We start from the raw sequence: 19,149 nt of genomic DNA, 5'->3' as shown, positions 1-19,149 counted from the left end.
GACGCCCCGCAGCCCATCGGGCAATGAGCGCCTGTCGCCAGCATCGCACTACATGCTTTTAGCCTGCACAAACCTGACAGCGCGGGCCTGCGCCCGGTACAATTGGCGTCTTTGTCGCAACGCTTGGAGCTCGACCTCCCGTGCCTGTTCTGCGTCTACCGCACCTGCCGGCCACTGCCGGCAAACAAACCTGGGGCAACCTGCCGGGCGCCGCCCTGAGCCTGGCCATTGCCGAAGCGGCCAGCGCCGCCAAACGCTTCACCCTGCTGCTGACCGCCGACAGCCAGAGCGCTGACCGCCTCGAGCAGGAGCTGCGCTTTTTTGCGCCCGAGCTGCCGGTGCTGCCGTTCCCCGACTGGGAAACCCTGCCCTACGACCTGTTCTCGCCGCACCAGGACATCATCTCCCAACGCATCTCCAGCCTGTACCGGCTGCCGGAGCTCGATCACGGCATTCTCGTGGTGCCGATCACCACCGCCCTGCACCGCCTGGCGCCGACGCGCTTCTTGCTCGGCAGCAGCCTGGTGCTGGACATCGGCCAGAAGCTCGATGTCGAGCAGATGCGCACGCGTCTTGAAGCCAGCGGCTACCGCTGTGTCGACACGGTCTACGAGCACGGCGAATTTGCCGTGCGCGGCGCCTTGATCGACCTGTTCCCGATGGGCAGCAAGCTGCCGTACCGCATCGACCTGTTCGATGATGAAATCGAGACCTTGCGCACCTTCGACCCGGAAACCCAGCGCTCGATCGACAAGGTCGAGTCGGTGCGGCTGCTGCCGGCCCGCGAGTTCCCGCTGCAAAAAGATGCGGTGACGCGTTTCAAGGCGCGCTTTCGCGAGCGCTTCGACGTTGATTTTCGCCGCTGCCCGATCTTCCAGGACCTTTCCAGCGGCATCACTCCGGCCGGCATCGAGTACTACCTGCCGCTGTTCTTCGACGACACCTCGACCCTGTTCGACTACCTGCCCCAGGACACCCAGGTGTTCTCCCTGCCCGGTGTCGAGCAGGCCGCCGAACACTTCTGGAGCGATGTACGCAACCGTTATGAGGAGCGTCGCATCGACCCGGCGCGGCCGCTGCTGCCGCCGGCCGAGCTGTTCATGCCGGTGGAAGACTGCTTTGCCCGGCTCAAAAGCTGGCCGCGGGTGGTGGTCAGCCAGGATGACCTCGACAGCGGGGTCGGCCGCGAACGCTTCCCGGCCCAGGTCCTGCCCAACCTTGCCATCGAAGCCAAGGCCAACCAGCCATTGGCGGCGCTGTCGGGGTTTCTCGAGACGTTCCCTGGCCGCGTGCTGTTCACCGCCGAATCGGCGGGGCGCCGCGAAGTATTGCTGGAACTGCTCGAACGCCTGAAGCTGCGCCCGCAGACCGTCGACAGCTGGAGCGCTTTCGTCGCTGGCAAGGCGCGCCTGGCGATCACCATCGCCCCGCTGGACGAAGGCCTGCTGCTGGACGACCCGGCCATTGCCCTGGTCGCCGAGAGCCCGCTGTTCGGCCAGCGGGTGATGCAGCGCCGGCGCCGCGACAAGCGCAGCGACGCCAACAACGATGCGGTGATCAAAAACCTCACCGAGCTGCGCGAAGGCGCGCCGGTGGTGCATATCGACCATGGCGTGGGCCGCTACCTGGGCCTGGCGACCCTGGAAATCGACAACCAGGCCGCCGAGTTCCTCACCCTCGAATACGCCGAGGGCGCCAAGCTCTATGTGCCGGTAGCCAACCTGCACCTGATCGCCCGCTACACCGGCAGCGACGACGCCCTGGCGCCGCTGCACCGGCTCGGCTCCGAAGCCTGGCAGAAAGCCAAGCGCAAGGCTGCCGAACAGGTGCGCGACGTGGCCGCCGAACTGCTCGACATCTATGCCCGCCGCGCCGCGCGCAAGGGCTATGCCTTCGCCGACCCGTCGGTGGACTACGCCACCTTCAGCGCAGGCTTCCCCTTCGAGGAAACCCCCGACCAGCAGAGCGCTATCGAGGCGGTGCGCGAGGACATGCTCGCGGCCAAGCCGATGGACCGCCTGGTGTGCGGCGACGTCGGCTTCGGCAAGACCGAAGTGGCCATGCGCGCAGCCTTCATTGCCGTGCATGGCGGTCGCCAGGTGGCGATCCTGGTGCCCACCACCCTGCTCGCCCAGCAGCACTACAACAGTTTTCGCGACCGCTTTGCCGACTGGCCGGTAACGGTTGAAGTGATGAGCCGCTTCAAGTCGCCCAAGGAAGTCGCTGCCGCGGTGGCGGACCTGGCCGAAGGCAAGATCGACATCGTCATTGGCACCCACAAGCTGTTGCAGGACGACGTCAAGATCAAAGACCTGGGCCTGGTGATCATCGACGAAGAACACCGCTTCGGTGTGCGCCAGAAAGAACAGCTCAAGGCCCTGCGCAGCGAGGTGGACATCCTCACCCTGACCGCCACGCCAATCCCGCGCACCCTGAACATGGCCGTGGCCGGCATGCGCGACCTGTCGATCATCGCCACGCCGCCGGCACGCCGGCTGTCGGTGCGCACCTTTGTCATGGAGCAGAACAAGAGCACGGTCAAAGAGGCGTTGCTGCGTGAGCTGCTGCGCGGTGGCCAGGTGTACTACCTGCACAACGATGTGAAAAGCATCGAGAAATGCGCCGCCGACCTCGCCGAACTGGTGCCGGAGGCCCGCATCGGCATCGGCCACGGGCAGATGCGCGAACGCGAACTCGAACAGGTGATGAGCGACTTCTACCACAAGCGCTTCAACGTGCTGATCGCCTCGACCATCATCGAGACCGGCATCGACGTGCCGAGCGCCAACACCATCATCATCGAGCGCGCCGACAAGTTCGGCCTGGCCCAGTTGCACCAGTTGCGCGGCCGGGTCGGGCGCAGCCACCACCAGGCCTACGCCTACCTGCTCACCCCGCCGCGCCAGCAGATCACTCCGGACGCCGAGAAGCGCCTGGAAGCCATCGCCAACACCCAGGACCTGGGCGCAGGTTTCGTCCTGGCTACCAACGACCTGGAAATCCGCGGCGCCGGCGAGCTGCTCGGCGAAGGCCAGAGCGGGCAGATCCAGGCAGTCGGCTTCACCCTGTACATGGAAATGCTCGAGCGCGCGGTCAAGGCCATCCGCAAGGGCGCCCAGCCGAACCTCGACCAGCCGATGGGCGGCGGCCCGGAAATCAACCTGCGCCTGCCGGCGCTGATTCCCGAGGACTACCTGCCGGATGTCCATGCGCGGCTGATCCTCTACAAGCGCATCGCCTCGGCGGTGGATGAAGACGGCCTCAAGGACCTGCAAGTGGAGATGATCGACCGCTTCGGCCTGCTGCCGGAGCCGACCAAGAACCTGGTGCGCCTGACCCTGCTCAAGCTGCAGGCGGAAAAACTCGGGATCAAGAAAGTCGATGCCGGGCCCAACGGCGGCAAGATCGAATTCGAAGCCGAGACCCCGGTCGATCCGCTGGTGCTGATCAAGCTGATCCAGGGCCAGCCCAAACGCTACAAGTTCGAAGGCGCCACCCAGTTCAAGTTCCTGGTGCCGATGGAGCGCCCAGAAGAACGCTTCAACAACCTTGAGGCGCTGTTCGAGCGCCTGACCCCACAATCTGCGTGAAGGAAGATCCATGCGTGCAACGCGTAGCCTGACCCTGCTGCTGGCACTGATTGCCCCGACGGCATTTGCCAACGGCACCTATCAGGTCGAAATGATCCTGGTACGGCAGAACGCCGTGCCGGCGATTACCAGCAAGTCGGCCCCGGAAGACTGGCGCAATGGCGCCCAGATCGTCGCCGAGGGTGACCTGCGCCAACCAGCGCTCACCGACGAGGCGGCCAAGCTTGCCGCCGACCCGAACCAGTACACCGTGCTGCTGCACAAAGCCTGGAAACAGGATGCCGGCACGGTGGCGATCAGCGACGGCGAAGAACACTTCGGCCAGTTCCCCATCGAGGGCAACCTGACCGTCAAGGAAGAACGCTTCATCGCCGTTGATGCCAGTTTCTGGGTCAACCAGTTCGACGGCAATGGCAGCGTGACCTTGAGCGAACCGCTCAAGCAGAGCAACAGCACCATCAAGAATGGAGAACTGACCTTCCTCGACGGCGGCCACCTGGCCCTGCTGCTCAAGGTCACGGCCAACCGGCCAGCCAGCGCTCCCACTGCGCCTGCGGAGATGATGGAGCAGTAACCCGATGCCTAACGATGGTATTGCCCCCACGCCTCACCTGATTCTGGGCAGCCACGAGTTCAGCGCCTACGTGCCGCAAACCGGCAGGATGCAGCGCCAGCACCAGCACCGGGCGGCGCTGTCGTTCAACTATGACGGCATTCGCGCCAGCGGCAGGCAAGTCAAGGACGTCAGCCGCCTGGAGAGTACTGGCAGCCAACGTCTGCAGCGCCACGCCGAGGCCGAAAGCCAAATCCGCCAGACGCTCCAGCGCCTGGGCTTCAAGATCGCCACCCGGCAGAGCAAAGCCCTGCCGGAGAGCGCCGGCGACCTGCTTGAGCTGGCTTCCGAAGCAGCCTGGCTACGCTTCATGCTCAATGACCTGCCGTCCCTGCGCGAACAAGGCTGGGAGATCGAGTACACCGACGACTTCGCCTTCAATCTTGCCGAGGTCGACAACTGGTACGCACAGATCGACGAGGCCAGCGGCCGGGACTGGTTCGACCTGGAACTGGGTATCGAGGTCAATGGCCAGCGCCTGAGCCTGCTGCCGATTCTGCTCAACGTGCTGCGCAGCCACCCGGAACTGCTCAACCCTGCGCAGTTGCACAAGCGCCGGGACGACGAACAATTGCTGGTGCAGATTCCCGCGCCCGTGGGTGAAGTGCGGCGCAACCTGCAAGTGGCCCTGCCCTACGGTCGCCTCAAGCCGGTATTGGCAACCCTGGGCGACTTTTACCTGCGTGAACCCGGCGAAACCAGCGTGCGCCTGCCGACACTGGACGCCACGCGCCTCAATGCCCTGGAAGAGCTGCCGTTGAGCTGGCAAGGCGGTGAGCAGGTGCGCAGCCTGGCCGAGCGCCTGCGCGATATCCGCCTGCAACCGGCGCAAACGCCTGAAGGCCTGAACGCCACCCTGCGCACCTATCAACTCGAAGGCCTGAGCTGGATGCAGGCCCTGCGTGAGCTGGAGGTCGGCGGCATCCTCGCTGACGACATGGGCCTGGGCAAAACCCTGCAAACCCTCGCTCACCTGCTCAGCGAAAAAAATGCCGGACGCCTGACCCGCCCGGCCATGGTGGTGATGCCCACCAGCCTGATCCCCAACTGGCAGGACGAAGCCGAACGCTTCGCCCCCGGCTTGCGCGTGCTGGCCCTGCAAGGCATCGGCCGACGCAAGCATTTCGGCAGCCTGCAGGACTACGACCTGCTACTGACCACCTATGCCCTGCTGCCCAAGGACCTGGCGCACTTCAAGGGCCTGATGCTGCATGTGCTGATCCTCGATGAGGCGCAGTACATCAAGACCCCGGGCAGCAAGGCGGCCCAGGCGGCGCGCCAGCTCGACGCACGCCAGCGCCTGTGCCTGAGCGGCACCCCGCTGGAAAACCACCTGGGTGAGCTGTGGTCGCTGTTTCACTTCCTGCTGCCGGGCTGGCTGGGCGACGCCAAAGCGTTCAACCGCGACTACCGGGTGCCGATCGAGCGCCAGGGCAACGATGAGCGCCTGCAACACCTCAATGCACGGATCAAACCTTTTTTGCTGCGCCGCACCAAGGAGCAAGTGGCCACCGAGCTACCGGCCAAAACCGAGATGATCCACTGGGTCGAGCTCAGCGATGCGCAGCGTGACGTGTACGAAACCATGCGCCTGGCCATGGACCAGAAAGTACGCGCGGAGATCACCCGCAAGGGCGTGGCGCGCAGCCAGATCATTATCCTCGAAGCGCTGTTGAAGCTGCGCCAGGTCTGCTGCGATTTGCGCCTGATCAACAGCCAAGCCTCGACCGCGCGCGGCGCCCACTCCGGCAAACTCACCAGCCTGATGGAAATGCTCGAAGAACTGCTGGCCGAAGGGCGACGCGTCCTGCTGTTCTCGCAGTTCACCAGCATGCTGCGGCTGATCGAGGCCGAACTGCAGCACCGCGGTATCGCCTATGCCCTGCTGACTGGCGAGACCCGCGATCGCCGCTCGCCGGTGCATGACTTTCAGAGCGGCCAGCTGCAAATCTTCCTGATCAGCCTCAAGGCCGGTGGTGTGGGCTTGAACCTGACCGCTGCGGACACCGTGATCCACTACGATCCGTGGTGGAACCCGGCCGCGGAAAACCAGGCCACCGACCGTGCCTATCGCATCGGCCAGGAGAAGCCGGTGTTCGTCTACAAGCTGATTACCCGGGGCACGGTGGAAGAAAAGATCCAGCAGTTGCAACTGGAGAAATCGGCGTTGGCGGCGGGTGTGCTGGATGGGCGTCAGGCGGGGGACTGGCGTTTGGCGGCGGAGGATATCGATGCGTTGTTTGCGCCGTTGCCGGGGAAGCGGCACGGCTCTAGATCCGGTTGAATTCATCGCGGGTCAAGTCGGGTCGCCGTACCGCCGCTCCCACAGAAGATTGCGATCCTCTGTGGGAGCGGGCTTGACCCGCGATTGCCATCAATCGACCAGTTGCGCTTCCTTGAGCGCCCCCAGGGCCTCCAGCCAGCGCGGCTGCTGACGGTAGTCGGTACGGGCAAAGCCCTGCCCACGCATCTGCGCAATCCGCGGCGAAGGCTTGACCTTCAGGCGCTGGGCCGCGCTCAGGGCAAGTTCCGCCGCCGCACGGTCATTGCACACCAGGCCCATGTCGCAGCCGGCACTCAGCGCCGCTTCGATGCGGCTGGCCGCATCGCCGACCACGTGGGCGCCAGCCATGGACAGGTCATCACTGAAGATCACCCCGTTGAAACCCAGCTCGCCACGCAGGATGTCCTGCAACCAGCGGCGGGAGAAACCGGCCGGCTGGTTGTCGACCTGCGGGTAGATCACGTGGGCCGGCATTACTGCCGCCATTTGCCCGCTCAAGCGGGTGAACGGCACCAGGTCGGCTGCGCGGATCTGCTCCAGGCTGCGCTCGTCGGTAGGGATCGCCACATGGGAATCGGCCTCGGCCCAGCCATGACCGGGGAAATGCTTGCCGCAAGCGGCCATGCCCGCAGCGTTCATGCCGCGGATAAAAGCACCGGCAAGCAACGTGGCGCGCTGTGGATCGCCTTCAAAGGCACGGCTGCCGACCACCGCGCTGCGCTGGTGATCGAGGTCCAGCACTGGCGCAAAGCTCAGGTCCAGGCCCACCGCCAGCACCTCGGTGGCCATCAGCCAACCGCACTGTTCGGCCAGATAGTCGGCGTTGTCGTTGTCGGCAATCGCGCGCATCGCCGGCAGGCGCACAAAGCCCTGGCGCAGGCGCTGGACCCGACCGCCCTCCTGGTCCACCGCCAGGATCAGTTCCGGGCGAATGGCGCGAATCGAGGCACACAGCTCACGCACCTGGCGCGGGCTTTCAATGTTGCGGGCAAAGATGATCAGGCCGGCCACTTCGGGCTGGCGCAAAAGCTGGCGGTCCTCGGCGGTCAGCCAGGTACCGGCGATGTCGACCATCAGGGAGCCTTGCAGGCTGGCACTCATAATTGATCCTTCAGTTGACGCTGATGTGAGCCCATTGGGGGCACGCGGCTTCGTCGATCTGCACCGGGCAATGCACCGGCACCTGGTCGAACAGGCTCAGCAGGTCGGCGTTGCGCAAGCGCACGCAACCATGGGACAACGGCACACCCATAGGTTCGCTATCGGGCGTGCCATGCAGGTAGATGTAACGACGAAAGGTGTCGACTGGCCCCAGGCGATTGACGCCCGGCTCGCAACCGCTGAGCCAGAGAATGCGCGTGAGGATCCAGTCGCGACCGGGAAATTGTTCATGCAGCTCGGCCGACCAGGTCTCGCCAGTCCAGCGCCGCCCGCGCAGCACCGCGCCTTGCGGCAGGCCGGCGCCGATCTTGGCACGCACCTGGTGGCGCCCTCGCGGCGTGCAACCTGAACCATTGAGCTCGCCCGCGCCATTGCGCGCGGTGGAGATCTCGAGGCGCAGGCGCAACTGCCCCTGGGCGAACCCATAGAGGCATTGATCAGCGAGGGAAATATGCAGGAAATCGAGACTGGCCATGGGGCGCTAGCTTAGCCGATGCGGCCCGCCGCGCCCAGCCGTGGCATCAGGCCTTGGCGGCGACCGGAGCGCTGGAGGACTTGCTGCGCGGGCGCAGCTGCGCGGCAGCCATGGCCTCGTCGGTGACGCCGCTGTCGGCGCGCATGCCGGCGGCCAGGAACGGCACCATCAGGCGCATGACCTGCTCGATCGAGGTATTGATGCCGAAATCGGTTTCGGCAATGGCGCGCAGGGCCTTGATCCCGGACATGCTGAACGCCGCAGCGCCGAGCATGAAGTGCACGCGCCAGAACAGCTCGATTGGCGGAATGCGCGGCGCGGCTTCGTTGACCAGCAGCATGTAGCGGCGGAATACCTTGCCGTACATGTCTTCAAGGTAGCGGCGCAGGTGACCCTGGCTCTGGCTGAAGGCCAGGCCCAGCAGGCGCATGAAGATCGACAGGTCGTTGCCACTGCGTGGCTGTACCACCAGGGCCTGTTCGACCAGCATCTCCAGCAGCTCTTCAAGGGTGGGCTTTTGCTCGGGGCGAGCCTGGCGACGCTCCAGCTCGCGCTCAAGGCTTGCGCAGAACGGCCCGAGGAAACGCGAGAAAACCGCCTGGATCAGGGCCTTCTTTGAACCGAAATGGTAGTTCACCGCCGCCAGGTTGACGCCGGCCTTGCTGGTGATCAGCCGTAATGAGGTTTCGGCAAAACCTTTTTCCGCGAACAGCTGCTCGGCAGCATCGAGAATGCGCTCTACGGTTTCCGACTGGGCCATGACTTCTCCGCCTGACAAACACTTGTTTGAAACATACGTTTCAAAGTGGTGATTTGTCAAGTCCGCGCAGCCGTTTTGCGGCCATATGGTCACGTATTAAACCATAGCTGCAAGCCACAAGCTGCAAGCTGCAAGAACGCCCCTGTGCCGTTTCTTGAAGCTTGGCGCTTGCAGCTTGCCACCCACTGTATATAATCCCAGTCACTGTATAAAAAGACAGAGCGATCGACATGCTAAAACTGACGCCACGCCAAGCTGAGATTCTGGCTTTTATCAAACGCTGCCTGGAAGACAACGGCTTCCCGCCGACCCGCGCAGAGATCGCCCAGGAGCTGGGCTTCAAATCGCCCAACGCCGCCGAGGAGCACCTCAAGGCCCTGGCCCGCAAGGGTGCGATCGAAATGACCCCCGGGGCGTCACGGGGCATTCGCATCCCGGGCTTCGAAGCCAAGCCCGACGACAGCGGCCTGCCGATCATCGGCCGGGTAGCAGCCGGTGCGCCGATCCTCGCCCAGCAACACATCGAGGAGTCCTGCAACATCAACCCGGGGTTCTTCCATCCGCGTGCCGACTACCTGCTGCGCGTTCACGGCATGAGCATGAAGGATGTCGGCATCGTCGACGGCGACCTGCTGGCGGTACACACCTGCCGCGAAGCCCGTAACGGCCAGATCGTCGTCGCCCGCATCGGCGATGAAGTCACGGTCAAGCGCTTCAAGCGCGAAGGCAGCAAGGTCTGGCTGATTGCCGAGAACCCCGAATTCGCCCCTATCGAAGTCAACCTGAAAGACCAGGAACTGGTGATCGAGGGCTTGAGTGTCGGCGTCATACGCCGGTAAAGGAGGCATCATGCAGTTCCCCCCTGCGTCACAGAACGTACCGCTGCAAGCACAATTGCCACTGTTCGAAGCATTCCTGGCCCAGCCGGTACTGCCCGGACTGAAAAACTCCAGGCCTGCACCCCACCCCGGCGCGGCCCAGGTTTTCAGCGAGCTGTCCTTGCGTGGCGCACTGGGTAGCTGCCAGAGCCTGCTGGCACCGATGCTGCGTGAACTGAGCGAGTTGAGCGAAGAACATGACGCCCGCTGGCTGACCCTGATCGCTCCACCCGCCAGCCTGACCCAGGCCTGGCTGCGCGAGGCCGGGCTGAACCGCGAGCGCATCCTGCTGCTGCAACCGCGCGGCAACCAGAGCGCCTTGCAACTGGCCTGCGAAGCCCTGCGCCTGGGCCGCAGCCACACTGTGGTCAGCTGGCTCAATACCGTCAGCAGCAGCACCCGTCAGCAACTGAGCAATGCCGCCCGTGCAGGAGACGCACAAAGCCTGAACATCCGCCTCGGCTGATATTCAGGTCTGTTTCAAATGTTGATTTCGCCAGGCTTCCTCAGGACGAGGAAGCCATGCAGGCGATCAGTGCAGAACCCGCGGCCCGTCGTCGCGCTCGATCTCGCCTTCCACCAGCTTGCCAGCCATCTGCACGCCAACACTGAGCATGGCCTTGGCCACTTCCACGTGTTGACCCTGCAAAAAGGCTTTGGCGTCCTCGGAGAAATCCAGGGTTACCAACGAACCCTCGTCCTCGGCACGGCGCAGCTCGATCCGGCCATCAGGCAACTCGACAATTTCTAGAAAGGACGTTGGCATAAGGGGCTGTTCTCCACGAAAGGCCGGCATTGTACCAGCCGTTGCCCCAATCAGCACTCACTCAAACCCTCGCGAAAACGAACCGTAAGGCGCTTGAGATTTTGCCGCCAGCTTTCCAGCTCATCGCGCGACAGCGCTGGCGCCTCGGGTTCGTCGAGGCTCACCGCCTGGATCAGCGGCTGGGTGACGTCGGTTTTTGCTGCTTTTTTCGCGACCGGCGGTCGGAACAAATCGGCATAAGCGTCAAGCAGTTGCGCCAGCCAGGTTTCGCGCTGCTCAGCCAGTTCGACCAGTTCGGCCATCTCTGGAATGGCAATGGCCTCAAGCACTTCGCGGGTCAGCAGCAGCTCGGCGCGGGGTGCGCCGGCCTGGGGCAAACGATAGAACCCGGCAATCTCGTGACACAAGCCCAGCAACGCGCCGTACAGGTGGAACAGCGCCGATTCGCGCTCGGCCTGGATCAGCGCCTGGGCGTTCATGGCCCGGCTCTCCTGCGCCTTGCCAAGGGCTTCGAGGGCCAGGCCTGCGAAGTAAATCTTCTGGTTGGTGCGGGTGTAGAGTTCCTGGGCCATCTGGGTGCCCTCCGAAAGGCTGCAAGGCGGTCTATCAATCTACACTAGTGCAGGCCTGAAAAGCATCGCGGGGCAAGCCCGCTCCTACAGACTGTAGGAGCGGGCTTGCCCCGCGATTTTTACCTGACCTGGCGATCAGCGCTTGTCTTCGACCTTCCAGGCATTGCCGTCGTAGAACGCACGCCAGCCAGTCGGCTTGCCGTCAACCTCGGTCTGCACGTACTGCTCCTTGGTCTTGCGGCTGTAGCGAATGACTGCCGGGCGACCGTCCGGGTCCTTCTTCGGCGCTTCGCAGAGGAAGTGGTACTTCGGATCGATCTCGTCCTTGTGCGGGATGATTTCGATCACCAGCGGTGCGCGGGTCTCGCGGTTTTTCGGGAACTGGCTGGCAGCCAGGAACAACCCCGAAGCGCCGTCACGCAGCACGTAGGTGTCGTTGACCTTCTCGCACTTGAGCTCCGGCATCTTCACCGCGTCCATCTTCGGCGGCGCCGCCTCGCCGCTCTTGAGCAGCTTGCGGGTGTTCTTGCATTCGGCGTTGGTGCAACCGAAGAACTTGCCGAAACGGCCGGTCTTGAGCTGCATCTCGCTGCCGCACTTGTCGCACTCAAGGCTCGGCCCTTCGTAGCCCTTGATGCGGTAGTTGCCTTCTTCGATTTCGTAGCCGGTGCAATCCGGGTTGTTACCGCAGATGTGCAGCTTGCGCTTCTCATCGAGCAGGTAGGCATCCATGGCGGTCGAGCAGATCGGGCAACGGTGCTTGTTGAGCAGCACGCGCGATTCCGATTCACCCTCGTCATCGGCGGCGATCTCATCGCCAGGGACCAGGTTGACGGTGGCCTTGCAGCGCTCTTTCGGTGGCAGGCTGTAGCCCGAGCAGCCGAGGAACACGCCGGTGGAGGCGGTGCGGATCATCATTGGCCGGCCACATTCCTTGCAGGCAATGTTGGTCAGGGTCGGCTGGTTGGCACGCATGCCCTTCTCGCCGTCCTCGGCCAGCTTGAGCTTGTTGCTGAAGTCGCCGTAGAACTCGTCGAGCACGTTTTTCCAGTCGCGCTCGCCCTGGGCCACGTCATCGAGGTTCTCTTCCATGCCGGCGGTAAAGCCGTAGTCCATGAGGTTGGAGAAGCTCTCGGACAGGCGCTCGGTGACGATGTCGCCCATCTTCTCGGAGTAGAAGCGGCGGTTGTGCAGGGTCACGTAACCGCGATCCTGGATGGTCGAGATGATCGCCGCGTAGGTCGAAGGACGACCGATGCCGCGTTTTTCCATCTCCTTGACCAGGCTGGCTTCGGAGTAGCGCGCCGGCGGCTTGGTGAAGTGCTGGCTCGGGTCGAGCTGGATCAGCTTGAGCACTTCGCCCTGGTTCATTTCCGGCAGCACATCGTCATCGCCCGGCTTGCTCTGCTGCGGCAGTACCCGGGTGTAGCCGTCGAACTTGAGGATACGGCCCTTGGCGCGCAGTTCGAAGTTGCCGGCGGTGACGCTGACGGTGGTCGACAGGTACTGCGCAGGCGGCATCTGGCAGGCCAGGAACTGGCGCCAGATCAGCTCGTACAGACGCTCGGCGTCACGCTCCATGCCGCTGAGCTTGGTCGGATGGGTGTTAACGTCGGACGGACGAATCGCTTCGTGCGCCTCCTGGGCACCCTCTTTGCTGCCGTAGACGATCGGCGCTTCGGGCAGGTACTTCTTGCCGAACTCGCTTTCGATGTAGCTGCGGGCCATTTCCACCGCATCGACCGAAAGGTTGGTCGAGTCGGTACGCATGTAGGTGATGTAGCCGGCTTCGTACAGACGCTGGGCCATCATCATGGTTTTCTTCACGCCGAAGCCCAGGCGGTTGCTCGCGGCCTGCTGCAGGGTCGAGGTGATGAACGGCGCCGACGGCTTGCTGCTGGTCGGGCGGTCTTCACGCTTGGCCACGGTGTAGCTGGACGACTTGAGCTGCGCAAGCGCTGCCATGGCCTGGGCTTCGTTCAGCGGCTTGAAGGCTTCGCCGTTCTCGCGGGCCACTTCGAAACGCACCTTGGCGTCCTTGGCGGTACCCAGGTCGGCGTGCACTTCCCAGTATTCTTCAGGGATGAAGGCGCGGATTTCGCGCTCACGCTCGACCACCAGCTTCACCGCCACCGATTGCACCCGGCCGGCAGACAGGCCGCGGGCGATCTTGGCCCACAGCAGTGGCGAAACCATGTAGCCCACCACGCGGTCGAGGAAGCGCCGCGCCTGCTGGGCGTTGACCCGGTCGATATCCAGCTCGCCAGGCTGCGAGAACGCCTCCTGGATGGCTTTCTTGGTGATTTCGTTGAACACCACGCGCTTGTAGCGGCTGTCGTCCCCACCGATGGCTTCGCGCAGGTGCCAGGCGATGGCTTCCCCCTCGCGATCCAAGTCGGTTGCGAGATAGATGGTGTCGGCATCCTTGGCCAGGCGACGCAGCTCGTCGATGACCTTCTCCTTGCCCGGGAGAATCTCGTACTTGGCCTTCCAGCCGTGGTCAGGGTCGACGCCCATGCGCGCAACCAGCTGCTTGCGCGCCTTCTCTTTCGGCGACAGGGCCGGCGCTTCGCCCGCGGCGGCCTTGCCGCGCTTGGCGGCAGGCTCCTTGCTGGCGCTGGCCGAACCGCTGGTGGGCAGGTCTCGGATATGGCCGATACTCGACTTCACCACGTACTGGCTGCCCAGGTACTTGTTGATGGTCTTGGCCTTAGCCGGGGATTCCACAATGACCAGCGATTTGCCCATGGATCGGAAAATTCCTGAATACTGAAAATAAAAACACGGCAGGTACCTGACGCGGCACCGCTATATATAGTGGCAACAGAGTGAGGTCAAGCGCGGGGCTTTAGCCACCCTCGGCATCGGAGCGGGAAAACAGCTCGGTTTCAGCCTTGACCAAAGCAAAGCGCGGCACTTGCTCGCCGTCAACCTCGACCGACTCCAGAAACATCGAAAGCGGTCGCACCCACAGGCCGAATTCGCCGTACAGGGCTTGGTAGAACACCACCCACTCCTCGGTTTCGGAATGGCGCGCGGTGCCGAACACACGATACTCAGGCCCCTTGTAATGCCGGTATACGCCTGGTTGTATCTGCATGTTGCTCACCCTCTTGAAAAAAATTTGCTGCAAAAACAAAAACCGGGGCACCAGGCCCCGGTTTCCGTCCAGCGAAGCGTTAAACGCGTTCGAAGACGGTGGTGATGCCTTGGCCCAGGCCGACGCACATGGTCGAAACGCCGAAGGTCCCGCCATTCTGCTTCATGACGTTGAGCAGAGTGCCGGAAATCCGCGCACCGGAGCAACCGAAAGGATGGCCCAGGGCGATGGCGCCGCCGTGCAGGTTAACCTTCTCATCCATCTTGTCGAGCACTTTCAGATCCTTCAGCACTGGCAGGGCCTGTGCGGCGAAGGCTTCGTTGAGCTCGAAGAAGTCGATATCGGCGATCGACAGGCCCGCGCGCTTGAGCGCTTTCTGGGTTGCCGGAACCGGACCGTAGCCCATGATTGCCGGGTCGACACCGGCCACGGCCATGGAACGGATCACCGCCAGAGGCTGGATACCGAGGTCCTGGGCACGCTGGGCCGACATGACGATCATGCACGAGGCACCGTCGGTGATCTGCGACGAAGTACCGGCAGTCACGGTACCACCTTTGGGGTTGAAAGCCGGCTTGAGGGCCGCCAGGCTTTCCAGGGTGGTGTCCGGGCGAATGGTTTCGTCGTAGTCGAAGACCTTGAGGAAGCCGTTCTCGTCGTAACCCTGCATCGGGATGATCTCATCCTTGAACTTGCCTTCGACCGTCGCCTTGTGGGCGAGCTGGTGCGAACGCAGGCCGAACAGGTCCTGCTGCTCACGGCTGATGCCGTGCATCTTGCCGAGCATTTCGGCGGTCAGGCCCATCATGCCCGAGGCCTTGGCGGCGTACAGCGACATGTGCGGGTTCGGGTCGACGCCGTGCATCATGCTGACGTGGCCCATGTGCTCGACACCACCGACGACGAAGACATCACCGTTGCCGGTCATGATCGCCTGGGCGGCGGTGTGCAGCGCGCTCATCGAGGAGCCGCACAGGCGGCTGACGGTCTGGCCGGCAGCTGTGTGCGGGATCTGGGTCATCAGGGAGGCCATGCGGGCGATGTTCCAGCCCTGCTCCAGGGTCTGGTTGACGCAGCCCCAGATGACGTCTTCGACTTCGCTCGGATCGACCTTGGTGTTGCGCTCCAGCACCTTGCTGATCAGGTGCGCAGACATGTCTTCGGCGCGGGTATTGCGATGCATGCCACCCTTGGAGCGGCCCATCGGGGTGCGACCGAAGTCGACAATCACCACGTCTCTTGGATTCAGGCTCATATATTCACTCTCGCTCTATATCGTTGGGCGCTTAACCGAAGAAGCTCTGGCCGTTCTTGGCCATTTCACGCAGCTTCGCGGTGGGGTGATACAGCGGACCCAGATCGGCGTATTTGTCGGCCAGGGCAACGAATTGGGCTACACCGATCGAGTCGATGTAACGCAGCGCGCCGCCACGGAAGGGAGGGAAACCGATACCGTAGACCAGGCCCATGTCGGCCTCGGCCGCGGTGTCGACGATGCCGTCTTCCAGGCAGCGAACGGTTTCCAGGCACAGCGGGATCATCATCCAGTTGATGATGTCTTCGTCGCTGACTTCACGCTGCTCGTAGACGATCGGCTTGAGCACTTCGAGGACTGCCGCGTCAGCGACCTTCTTCGGCTTGCCGCGCTTGTCGGTCTCGTAGGCGTAGAAGCCCTTGCCGTTCTTCTGACCCAGGCGCTTGGCTTCGTAGAGCACATCGACGGCCGAACGACGGTCGTCCTTCATGCGGTCCGGGAAGCCCTCGGCCATGACGTCACGGCCGTGGTGGCCGGTGTCGATGCCGACCACGTCCATCAGGTAGGCCGGGCCCATCGGCCAGCCGAATTTTTCCATGATCTTGTCGATGCGCACGAAGTCGACACCGGCGCTGACCAGCTTGGCGAAGCCGCCAAAGTACGGGAACAGTACACGGTTGACCAAGAAGCCCGGGCAGTCGTTGACCACGATCGGGTTCTTGCCCATCTTCTTGGCGTAGGCCACGGTGGTGGCGACGGCCACTTCGCTGGACTTCTCGCCACGGATGACTTCGACCAGCGGCATCATGTGCACCGGGTTGAAGAAGTGCATGCCGACGAAGTTTTCCGGACGCTTGAGGGCCTTGGCCAGCAGGTTGATGGAGATGGTCGAGGTGTTGGACGCAAGGATCGCGTCTTCCTTGACCTGGCCTTCCACTTCAGCCAGTACGGCCTGCTTGACCTTGGGGTTCTCGACCACGGCTTCGACGACGATGTCGACGTTGCCGAAGTCGCCGTAGGACAGGGTCGGGCGAATCGCGTTCAGCGCTTCGGCCATTTTCGCCGGGGTCAGGCGGCCTTTTTCAACGCGCTTGCCGAGCAGCTTGGAGGCTTCGTTCAAGCCCAGCTGGATGGCGGCTTCGTTGATGTCCTTCATCAGGATCGGGGTGCCCTTGACCGCCGACTGGTAGGCGATGCCGCCGCCCATGATGCCGGCGCCGAGTACGGCGGCCTGCTTCACGTCGTGAGCGATTTCGTCGTGGGCCTTGGCTTTGCGCTTGAGCTCCTGGTCGTTGAGGAACAGGCCGATCAGGCTCTCGGCGACCGAGGTCTTGGCCAGTTTGACGAAACCTGCGGCTTCGACTTCCAGGGCCTTGTCACGACCGAAGTTGGCGGCCTTCTGGATGCTCTTGATCGCTTCGACCGGCGCCGGATAGTTCGGGCCAGCTTGACCGGCGACGAAACCCTTGGCGGTTTCGAACGACATCATCTGCTCGATGGCGTTGAGCTTGAGTTTTTCCAGTTTCGGCTGGCGCTTGGCCTTGTGGTCGAGCTCGCCGCTGATGGCGCGCTTGATCAGGTCCAGGGCCGCAGCCTGCAGCAGCTCGGGAACCACCACAGCATCGACGGCGCCGACCTTCAGCGCGTCTTCAGCACGGTTTTCCTTGCCGGCGGCAATCCACTCGATGGCGTTGTCGGCACCGATGATGCGCGGCAGGCGCACGGTACCGCCGAAGCCCGGGTAGATGCCCAGTTTGACTTCCGGCAGGCCGATCTTGGCGCTGCTGGCCATGACGCGGTAGTCCGCCGCCAGGCACATTTCCAGGCCGCCGCCCAGGGCGATGCCATTGATCGCGGCAACGGTCGGCACGGCCAGGTCTTCGAAATCGCTGAAAATCCGGTTGGCTTCCAGGTTGCCGGCGACCAGTTCGGCCTCGGGCAGCTTGAAGTTGTCGACAAACTCGGTGATGTCCGCGCCGACGATGAACACGTCCTTGCCACTGCTGACAATCACGCCCTTGATCGATGCGTCGGCTTTGATGGTGTCTACGGCCTGACGCAATTCGTTCAGGGTAAGACGGTTGAACTTGTTGACGGACTCACCCTTGAGGTCGAACTTCAGTTCGACGATGCCGCTTTCAAGAGCCTTAACCGTGATGGCTTTACCTTCGTAAATCATCAACTGATCTCCACGATATGGAAGCTGAACTGTACACGCCGATCGCTGGTGAAAGGCCCGGCCGGCCAATGGCCGTTGTTGCCGAACCCTTGCGCCAGGCACACCCGCCAGCGCGATAGTCGGGATTCTGTAAGAGCCGTCTGACAATACAAACGCTCAATTCATACGCCCGTTTGATTTGGGTATGCACACATTCAACGAAAAGATCGCCGTTGTCAAATACCCAAAAGCAGCGGCAAAACGCGACTTTCCGGTCATTTTCTGCTGAGCGCGGATAAACCGCCGTGGCGGTGATGCTGAGCCATTCACTGGCGCGATAGTGTTCAACGGCTTACACGCCGTTACTATTGATCAACACGGAAAAAGTTGGAATTTGCAGCAGATAGCCGCGAGATGGCTACACTGGGAGAGATTGAACCTTAAGCCGGCCTGCCTGGCCTGTCCGCCCGATCTGTGAATCGGGCTTTTTATTGATGATGATCAGGCCAGCGCCTTGAGGACCTCGGCAATATCCTGCAATACAGCCGTTTCACCGCGCTCTCCCCAGTACAGGGCAACCATCTGCGGACCCGCCTCGACCTTGTAGACGCTTTCTGGCAAGCGTGCCAATTGACCGGCATGCACAGCATCGGTGCACGGCTCGCGCCACTGGTTGAGCCATACCCCAGGAGTGGTCTGCCAATAGCTCCAGCTGTCGCTACGGCCCGGGCGCCGCGGTCGCAGGTACTGGGCACAGGGGCTTGGCGGCTCTTTGGGCAGCCAGTGCGGCCACTCCTGGGGCGCCAGTTGCATGGCCAGGCCCATGCGCCGGGCTTCCATGCGCAAGGCCATCTGGCCGCTCTGCTTGCGTGAAGGACGCAACCAGGCCAAAGGGCTGAGAATCAGCGCAAGGATTGACACCACTACCCAGACCGTCATATCTGTTGTTCCCATAAAGCTTTGCAAATGAGCTGGTTAGCCGTGGTTCGAAGCGATCAGCCTGAAACCGACCATACTTTAACTATCGCGACTGTCAGGAGAGCTTCTCATGCCCTACGAACACATACTGGTTGCCGTCGACCTGACCGAAGAATGCGACCCGGTCATCAAGCGCGCCATGAAGCTGGCTGAACCTACCCGCGCCAAGGTTTCCCTGGTGCATATCGTCGAACCCATGGCCATGGCCTTTGGCGGCGACGTGCCGATGGACCTGTCGCAGCTGCAACAGCAGCAGTTCGACCAGGCCAAGGAGCGCATGGAGCGCCTGTACAACAAGTACCCCGACATCAACCGCGGCGATTCGCACCTGACCTACGGCCAGCCGCGCCAGGAAATCCACCAGTTGGCCAAGGAGCAGAAATGCGACCTGATCGTGGTCGGCAGCCATGGCCGCCACGGCCTGGCCCTGCTGCTGGGCTCGACCGCCAATGACGTGCTGCATGGCGCACCGTGCGATGTGCTGGCGGTACGCCTGCAGAAAAAAGCCGAGTAAACCTCTGGCGGACCCGGCGCACTTTCAAGCGCCGGGCCCTGCCCC

The 19,149-nt window shown here is 63.0% G+C and carries 16 protein-coding genes; 6 read left to right on the top strand and 10 right to left on the bottom strand.

The window, feature by feature from the left end; all coding sequences use genetic code 11:
* Positions 1–140: 140 nt before the first annotated feature.
* The 3 genes from mfd to JYG36_RS09295 are packed head-to-tail and all read left to right on the top strand — an operon-like array spanning position 141 to position 6,487.
* Complete coding sequence (mfd, locus tag JYG36_RS09305) at positions 141–3,590, top strand: transcription-repair coupling factor (protein ID WP_213603656.1); 3,450 nt, start codon at positions 141–143, stop codon at positions 3,588–3,590.
* Between the two features lie 10 nt (positions 3,591–3,600).
* Entirely contained in the window at positions 3,601–4,164 is a 564-nt protein-coding gene (locus tag JYG36_RS09300; protein WP_213603654.1) for a CsiV family protein, read from the top strand.
* A gap of 4 nt (positions 4,165–4,168) precedes the next feature.
* The gene (locus JYG36_RS09295; protein WP_213603652.1) at positions 4,169–6,487 is read left to right on the top strand and encodes a DEAD/DEAH box helicase; all 2,319 of its coding nucleotides are present in this window, start codon (positions 4,169–4,171) and stop codon (positions 6,485–6,487) included.
* Positions 6,488–6,577: 90 nt separating this feature from the next.
* Here JYG36_RS09295 and nagZ read toward each other — a convergent pair whose 3' ends face one another.
* Genes nagZ through JYG36_RS09280 form a run of 3 tightly spaced genes read right to left on the bottom strand, consistent with a single transcriptional unit; the run spans position 6,578 to position 8,883 of the window.
* Positions 6,578–7,576, bottom strand: a complete 999-nt coding sequence (gene nagZ, locus JYG36_RS09290) for a beta-N-acetylhexosaminidase (RefSeq protein WP_176794328.1) — start codon at positions 7,574–7,576, stop codon at positions 6,578–6,580.
* A gap of 22 nt (positions 7,577–7,598) precedes the next feature.
* Positions 7,599–8,123 (bottom strand): L,D-transpeptidase, encoded by a 525-nt coding sequence (locus tag JYG36_RS09285; RefSeq protein ID WP_123565451.1) that lies wholly within the window; start codon positions 8,121–8,123, stop codon positions 7,599–7,601.
* A 46-nt stretch (positions 8,124–8,169) separates the two neighbouring features.
* On the bottom strand, positions 8,170–8,883 hold the full coding sequence (locus JYG36_RS09280) for a TetR/AcrR family transcriptional regulator (RefSeq protein WP_045194900.1): 714 nt from the start codon (positions 8,881–8,883) through the stop codon (positions 8,170–8,172).
* A 230-nt stretch (positions 8,884–9,113) separates the two neighbouring features.
* On the opposite strand from JYG36_RS09280, the gene lexA reads away from it, so the two are divergent.
* Positions 9,114–9,722, top strand: coding sequence for a transcriptional repressor LexA (gene lexA / locus JYG36_RS09275; protein ID WP_045194902.1), 609 nt, complete (start codon positions 9,114–9,116; stop codon positions 9,720–9,722).
* 10 nt (positions 9,723–9,732) lie between these two features.
* Positions 9,733–10,227: an SOS-induced cell division inhibitor SulA gene (sulA, locus tag JYG36_RS09270; protein ID WP_213603651.1), complete on the top strand. Its 495-nt coding sequence runs from the start codon at positions 9,733–9,735 to the stop codon at positions 10,225–10,227.
* Between the two features lie 66 nt (positions 10,228–10,293).
* Here the strand turns inward: sulA and JYG36_RS09265 are convergent, their stop codons facing one another.
* From JYG36_RS09265 to JYG36_RS09235, 7 genes are all read right to left on the bottom strand, one after another.
* Positions 10,294–10,527 carry a hypothetical protein gene (locus tag JYG36_RS09265; RefSeq protein WP_045194907.1) on the bottom strand — a complete coding sequence of 78 codons (234 nt, stop codon included), beginning with the start codon at positions 10,525–10,527 and terminating at the stop codon, positions 10,294–10,296.
* A 50-nt stretch (positions 10,528–10,577) separates the two neighbouring features.
* On the bottom strand, positions 10,578–11,099 hold the full coding sequence (locus JYG36_RS09260) for a DUF6586 family protein (protein ID WP_213603650.1): 522 nt from the start codon (positions 11,097–11,099) through the stop codon (positions 10,578–10,580).
* A 135-nt stretch (positions 11,100–11,234) separates the two neighbouring features.
* Positions 11,235–13,847, bottom strand: coding sequence for a type I DNA topoisomerase (gene topA, locus JYG36_RS09255; protein WP_010226976.1), 2,613 nt, complete (start codon positions 13,845–13,847; stop codon positions 11,235–11,237).
* A 100-nt stretch (positions 13,848–13,947) separates the two neighbouring features.
* A complete protein-coding gene (locus JYG36_RS09250; RefSeq protein WP_045194911.1) occupies positions 13,948–14,199 on the bottom strand; it encodes a DUF1653 domain-containing protein in 252 nt (83 codons plus the stop codon).
* Between the two features lie 79 nt (positions 14,200–14,278).
* Positions 14,279–15,454, bottom strand: a complete 1,176-nt coding sequence (gene fadA, locus JYG36_RS09245; RefSeq protein ID WP_045194913.1) for an acetyl-CoA C-acyltransferase FadA — start codon at positions 15,452–15,454, stop codon at positions 14,279–14,281.
* Positions 15,455–15,485: 31 nt separating this feature from the next.
* The gene (gene fadB / locus JYG36_RS09240; protein ID WP_213603649.1) at positions 15,486–17,633 is read right to left on the bottom strand and encodes a fatty acid oxidation complex subunit alpha FadB; all 2,148 of its coding nucleotides are present in this window, start codon (positions 17,631–17,633) and stop codon (positions 15,486–15,488) included.
* Positions 17,634–18,113: 480 nt separating this feature from the next.
* Entirely contained in the window at positions 18,114–18,551 is a 438-nt protein-coding gene (locus JYG36_RS09235) for a hypothetical protein (RefSeq protein ID WP_045194916.1), read from the bottom strand.
* Between the two features lie 109 nt (positions 18,552–18,660).
* On the opposite strand from JYG36_RS09235, the gene JYG36_RS09230 reads away from it, so the two are divergent.
* Complete coding sequence (locus tag JYG36_RS09230; protein WP_045194918.1) at positions 18,661–19,104, top strand: universal stress protein; 444 nt, start codon at positions 18,661–18,663, stop codon at positions 19,102–19,104.
* Positions 19,105–19,149: the final 45 nt, after the last annotated feature.

It is taken from the genome of Pseudomonas sp. SORT22 (assembly GCF_018417635.1).
GTDB lineage: Bacteria > Pseudomonadota > Gammaproteobacteria > Pseudomonadales > Pseudomonadaceae > Aquipseudomonas.
Note: the sequence above shows the minus strand (reverse complement) of the source record. Positions and strands in the feature narration are given on the sequence as shown.

What these genes read in the sequence shown, in the direction of transcription:
- JYG36_RS09300 (WP_213603654.1), top strand. Translation starts at nt 3,601, where the DNA reads ATGCGTGCAACGCGTAGCCTGACCCTGCTGCTGGCACTGATTGCCCCG.
- JYG36_RS09295 (WP_213603652.1), top strand. Translation starts at nt 4,169, where the DNA reads ATGCCTAACGATGGTATTGCCCCCACGCCTCACCTGATTCTGGGCAGC.
- JYG36_RS09285 (WP_123565451.1), bottom strand. Translation starts at nt 8,123, where the DNA reads ATGGCCAGTCTCGATTTCCTGCATATTTCCCTCGCTGATCAATGCCTC.
- JYG36_RS09280 (WP_045194900.1), bottom strand. Translation starts at nt 8,883, where the DNA reads ATGGCCCAGTCGGAAACCGTAGAGCGCATTCTCGATGCTGCCGAGCAG.
- lexA (WP_045194902.1), top strand. Translation starts at nt 9,114, where the DNA reads ATGCTAAAACTGACGCCACGCCAAGCTGAGATTCTGGCTTTTATCAAA.
- sulA (WP_213603651.1), top strand. Translation starts at nt 9,733, where the DNA reads ATGCAGTTCCCCCCTGCGTCACAGAACGTACCGCTGCAAGCACAATTG.
- JYG36_RS09265 (WP_045194907.1), bottom strand. Translation starts at nt 10,527, where the DNA reads ATGCCAACGTCCTTTCTAGAAATTGTCGAGTTGCCTGATGGCCGGATC.
- JYG36_RS09260 (WP_213603650.1), bottom strand. Translation starts at nt 11,099, where the DNA reads ATGGCCCAGGAACTCTACACCCGCACCAACCAGAAGATTTACTTCGCA.
- topA (WP_010226976.1), bottom strand. Translation starts at nt 13,847, where the DNA reads ATGGGCAAATCGCTGGTCATTGTGGAATCCCCGGCTAAGGCCAAGACC.
- JYG36_RS09250 (WP_045194911.1), bottom strand. Translation starts at nt 14,199, where the DNA reads ATGCAGATACAACCAGGCGTATACCGGCATTACAAGGGGCCTGAGTAT.
- fadA (WP_045194913.1), bottom strand. Translation starts at nt 15,454, where the DNA reads ATGAGCCTGAATCCAAGAGACGTGGTGATTGTCGACTTCGGTCGCACC.
- fadB (WP_213603649.1), bottom strand. Translation starts at nt 17,633, where the DNA reads ATGATTTACGAAGGTAAAGCCATCACGGTTAAGGCTCTTGAAAGCGGC.
- JYG36_RS09235 (WP_045194916.1), bottom strand. Translation starts at nt 18,551, where the DNA reads ATGACGGTCTGGGTAGTGGTGTCAATCCTTGCGCTGATTCTCAGCCCT.
- JYG36_RS09230 (WP_045194918.1), top strand. Translation starts at nt 18,661, where the DNA reads ATGCCCTACGAACACATACTGGTTGCCGTCGACCTGACCGAAGAATGC.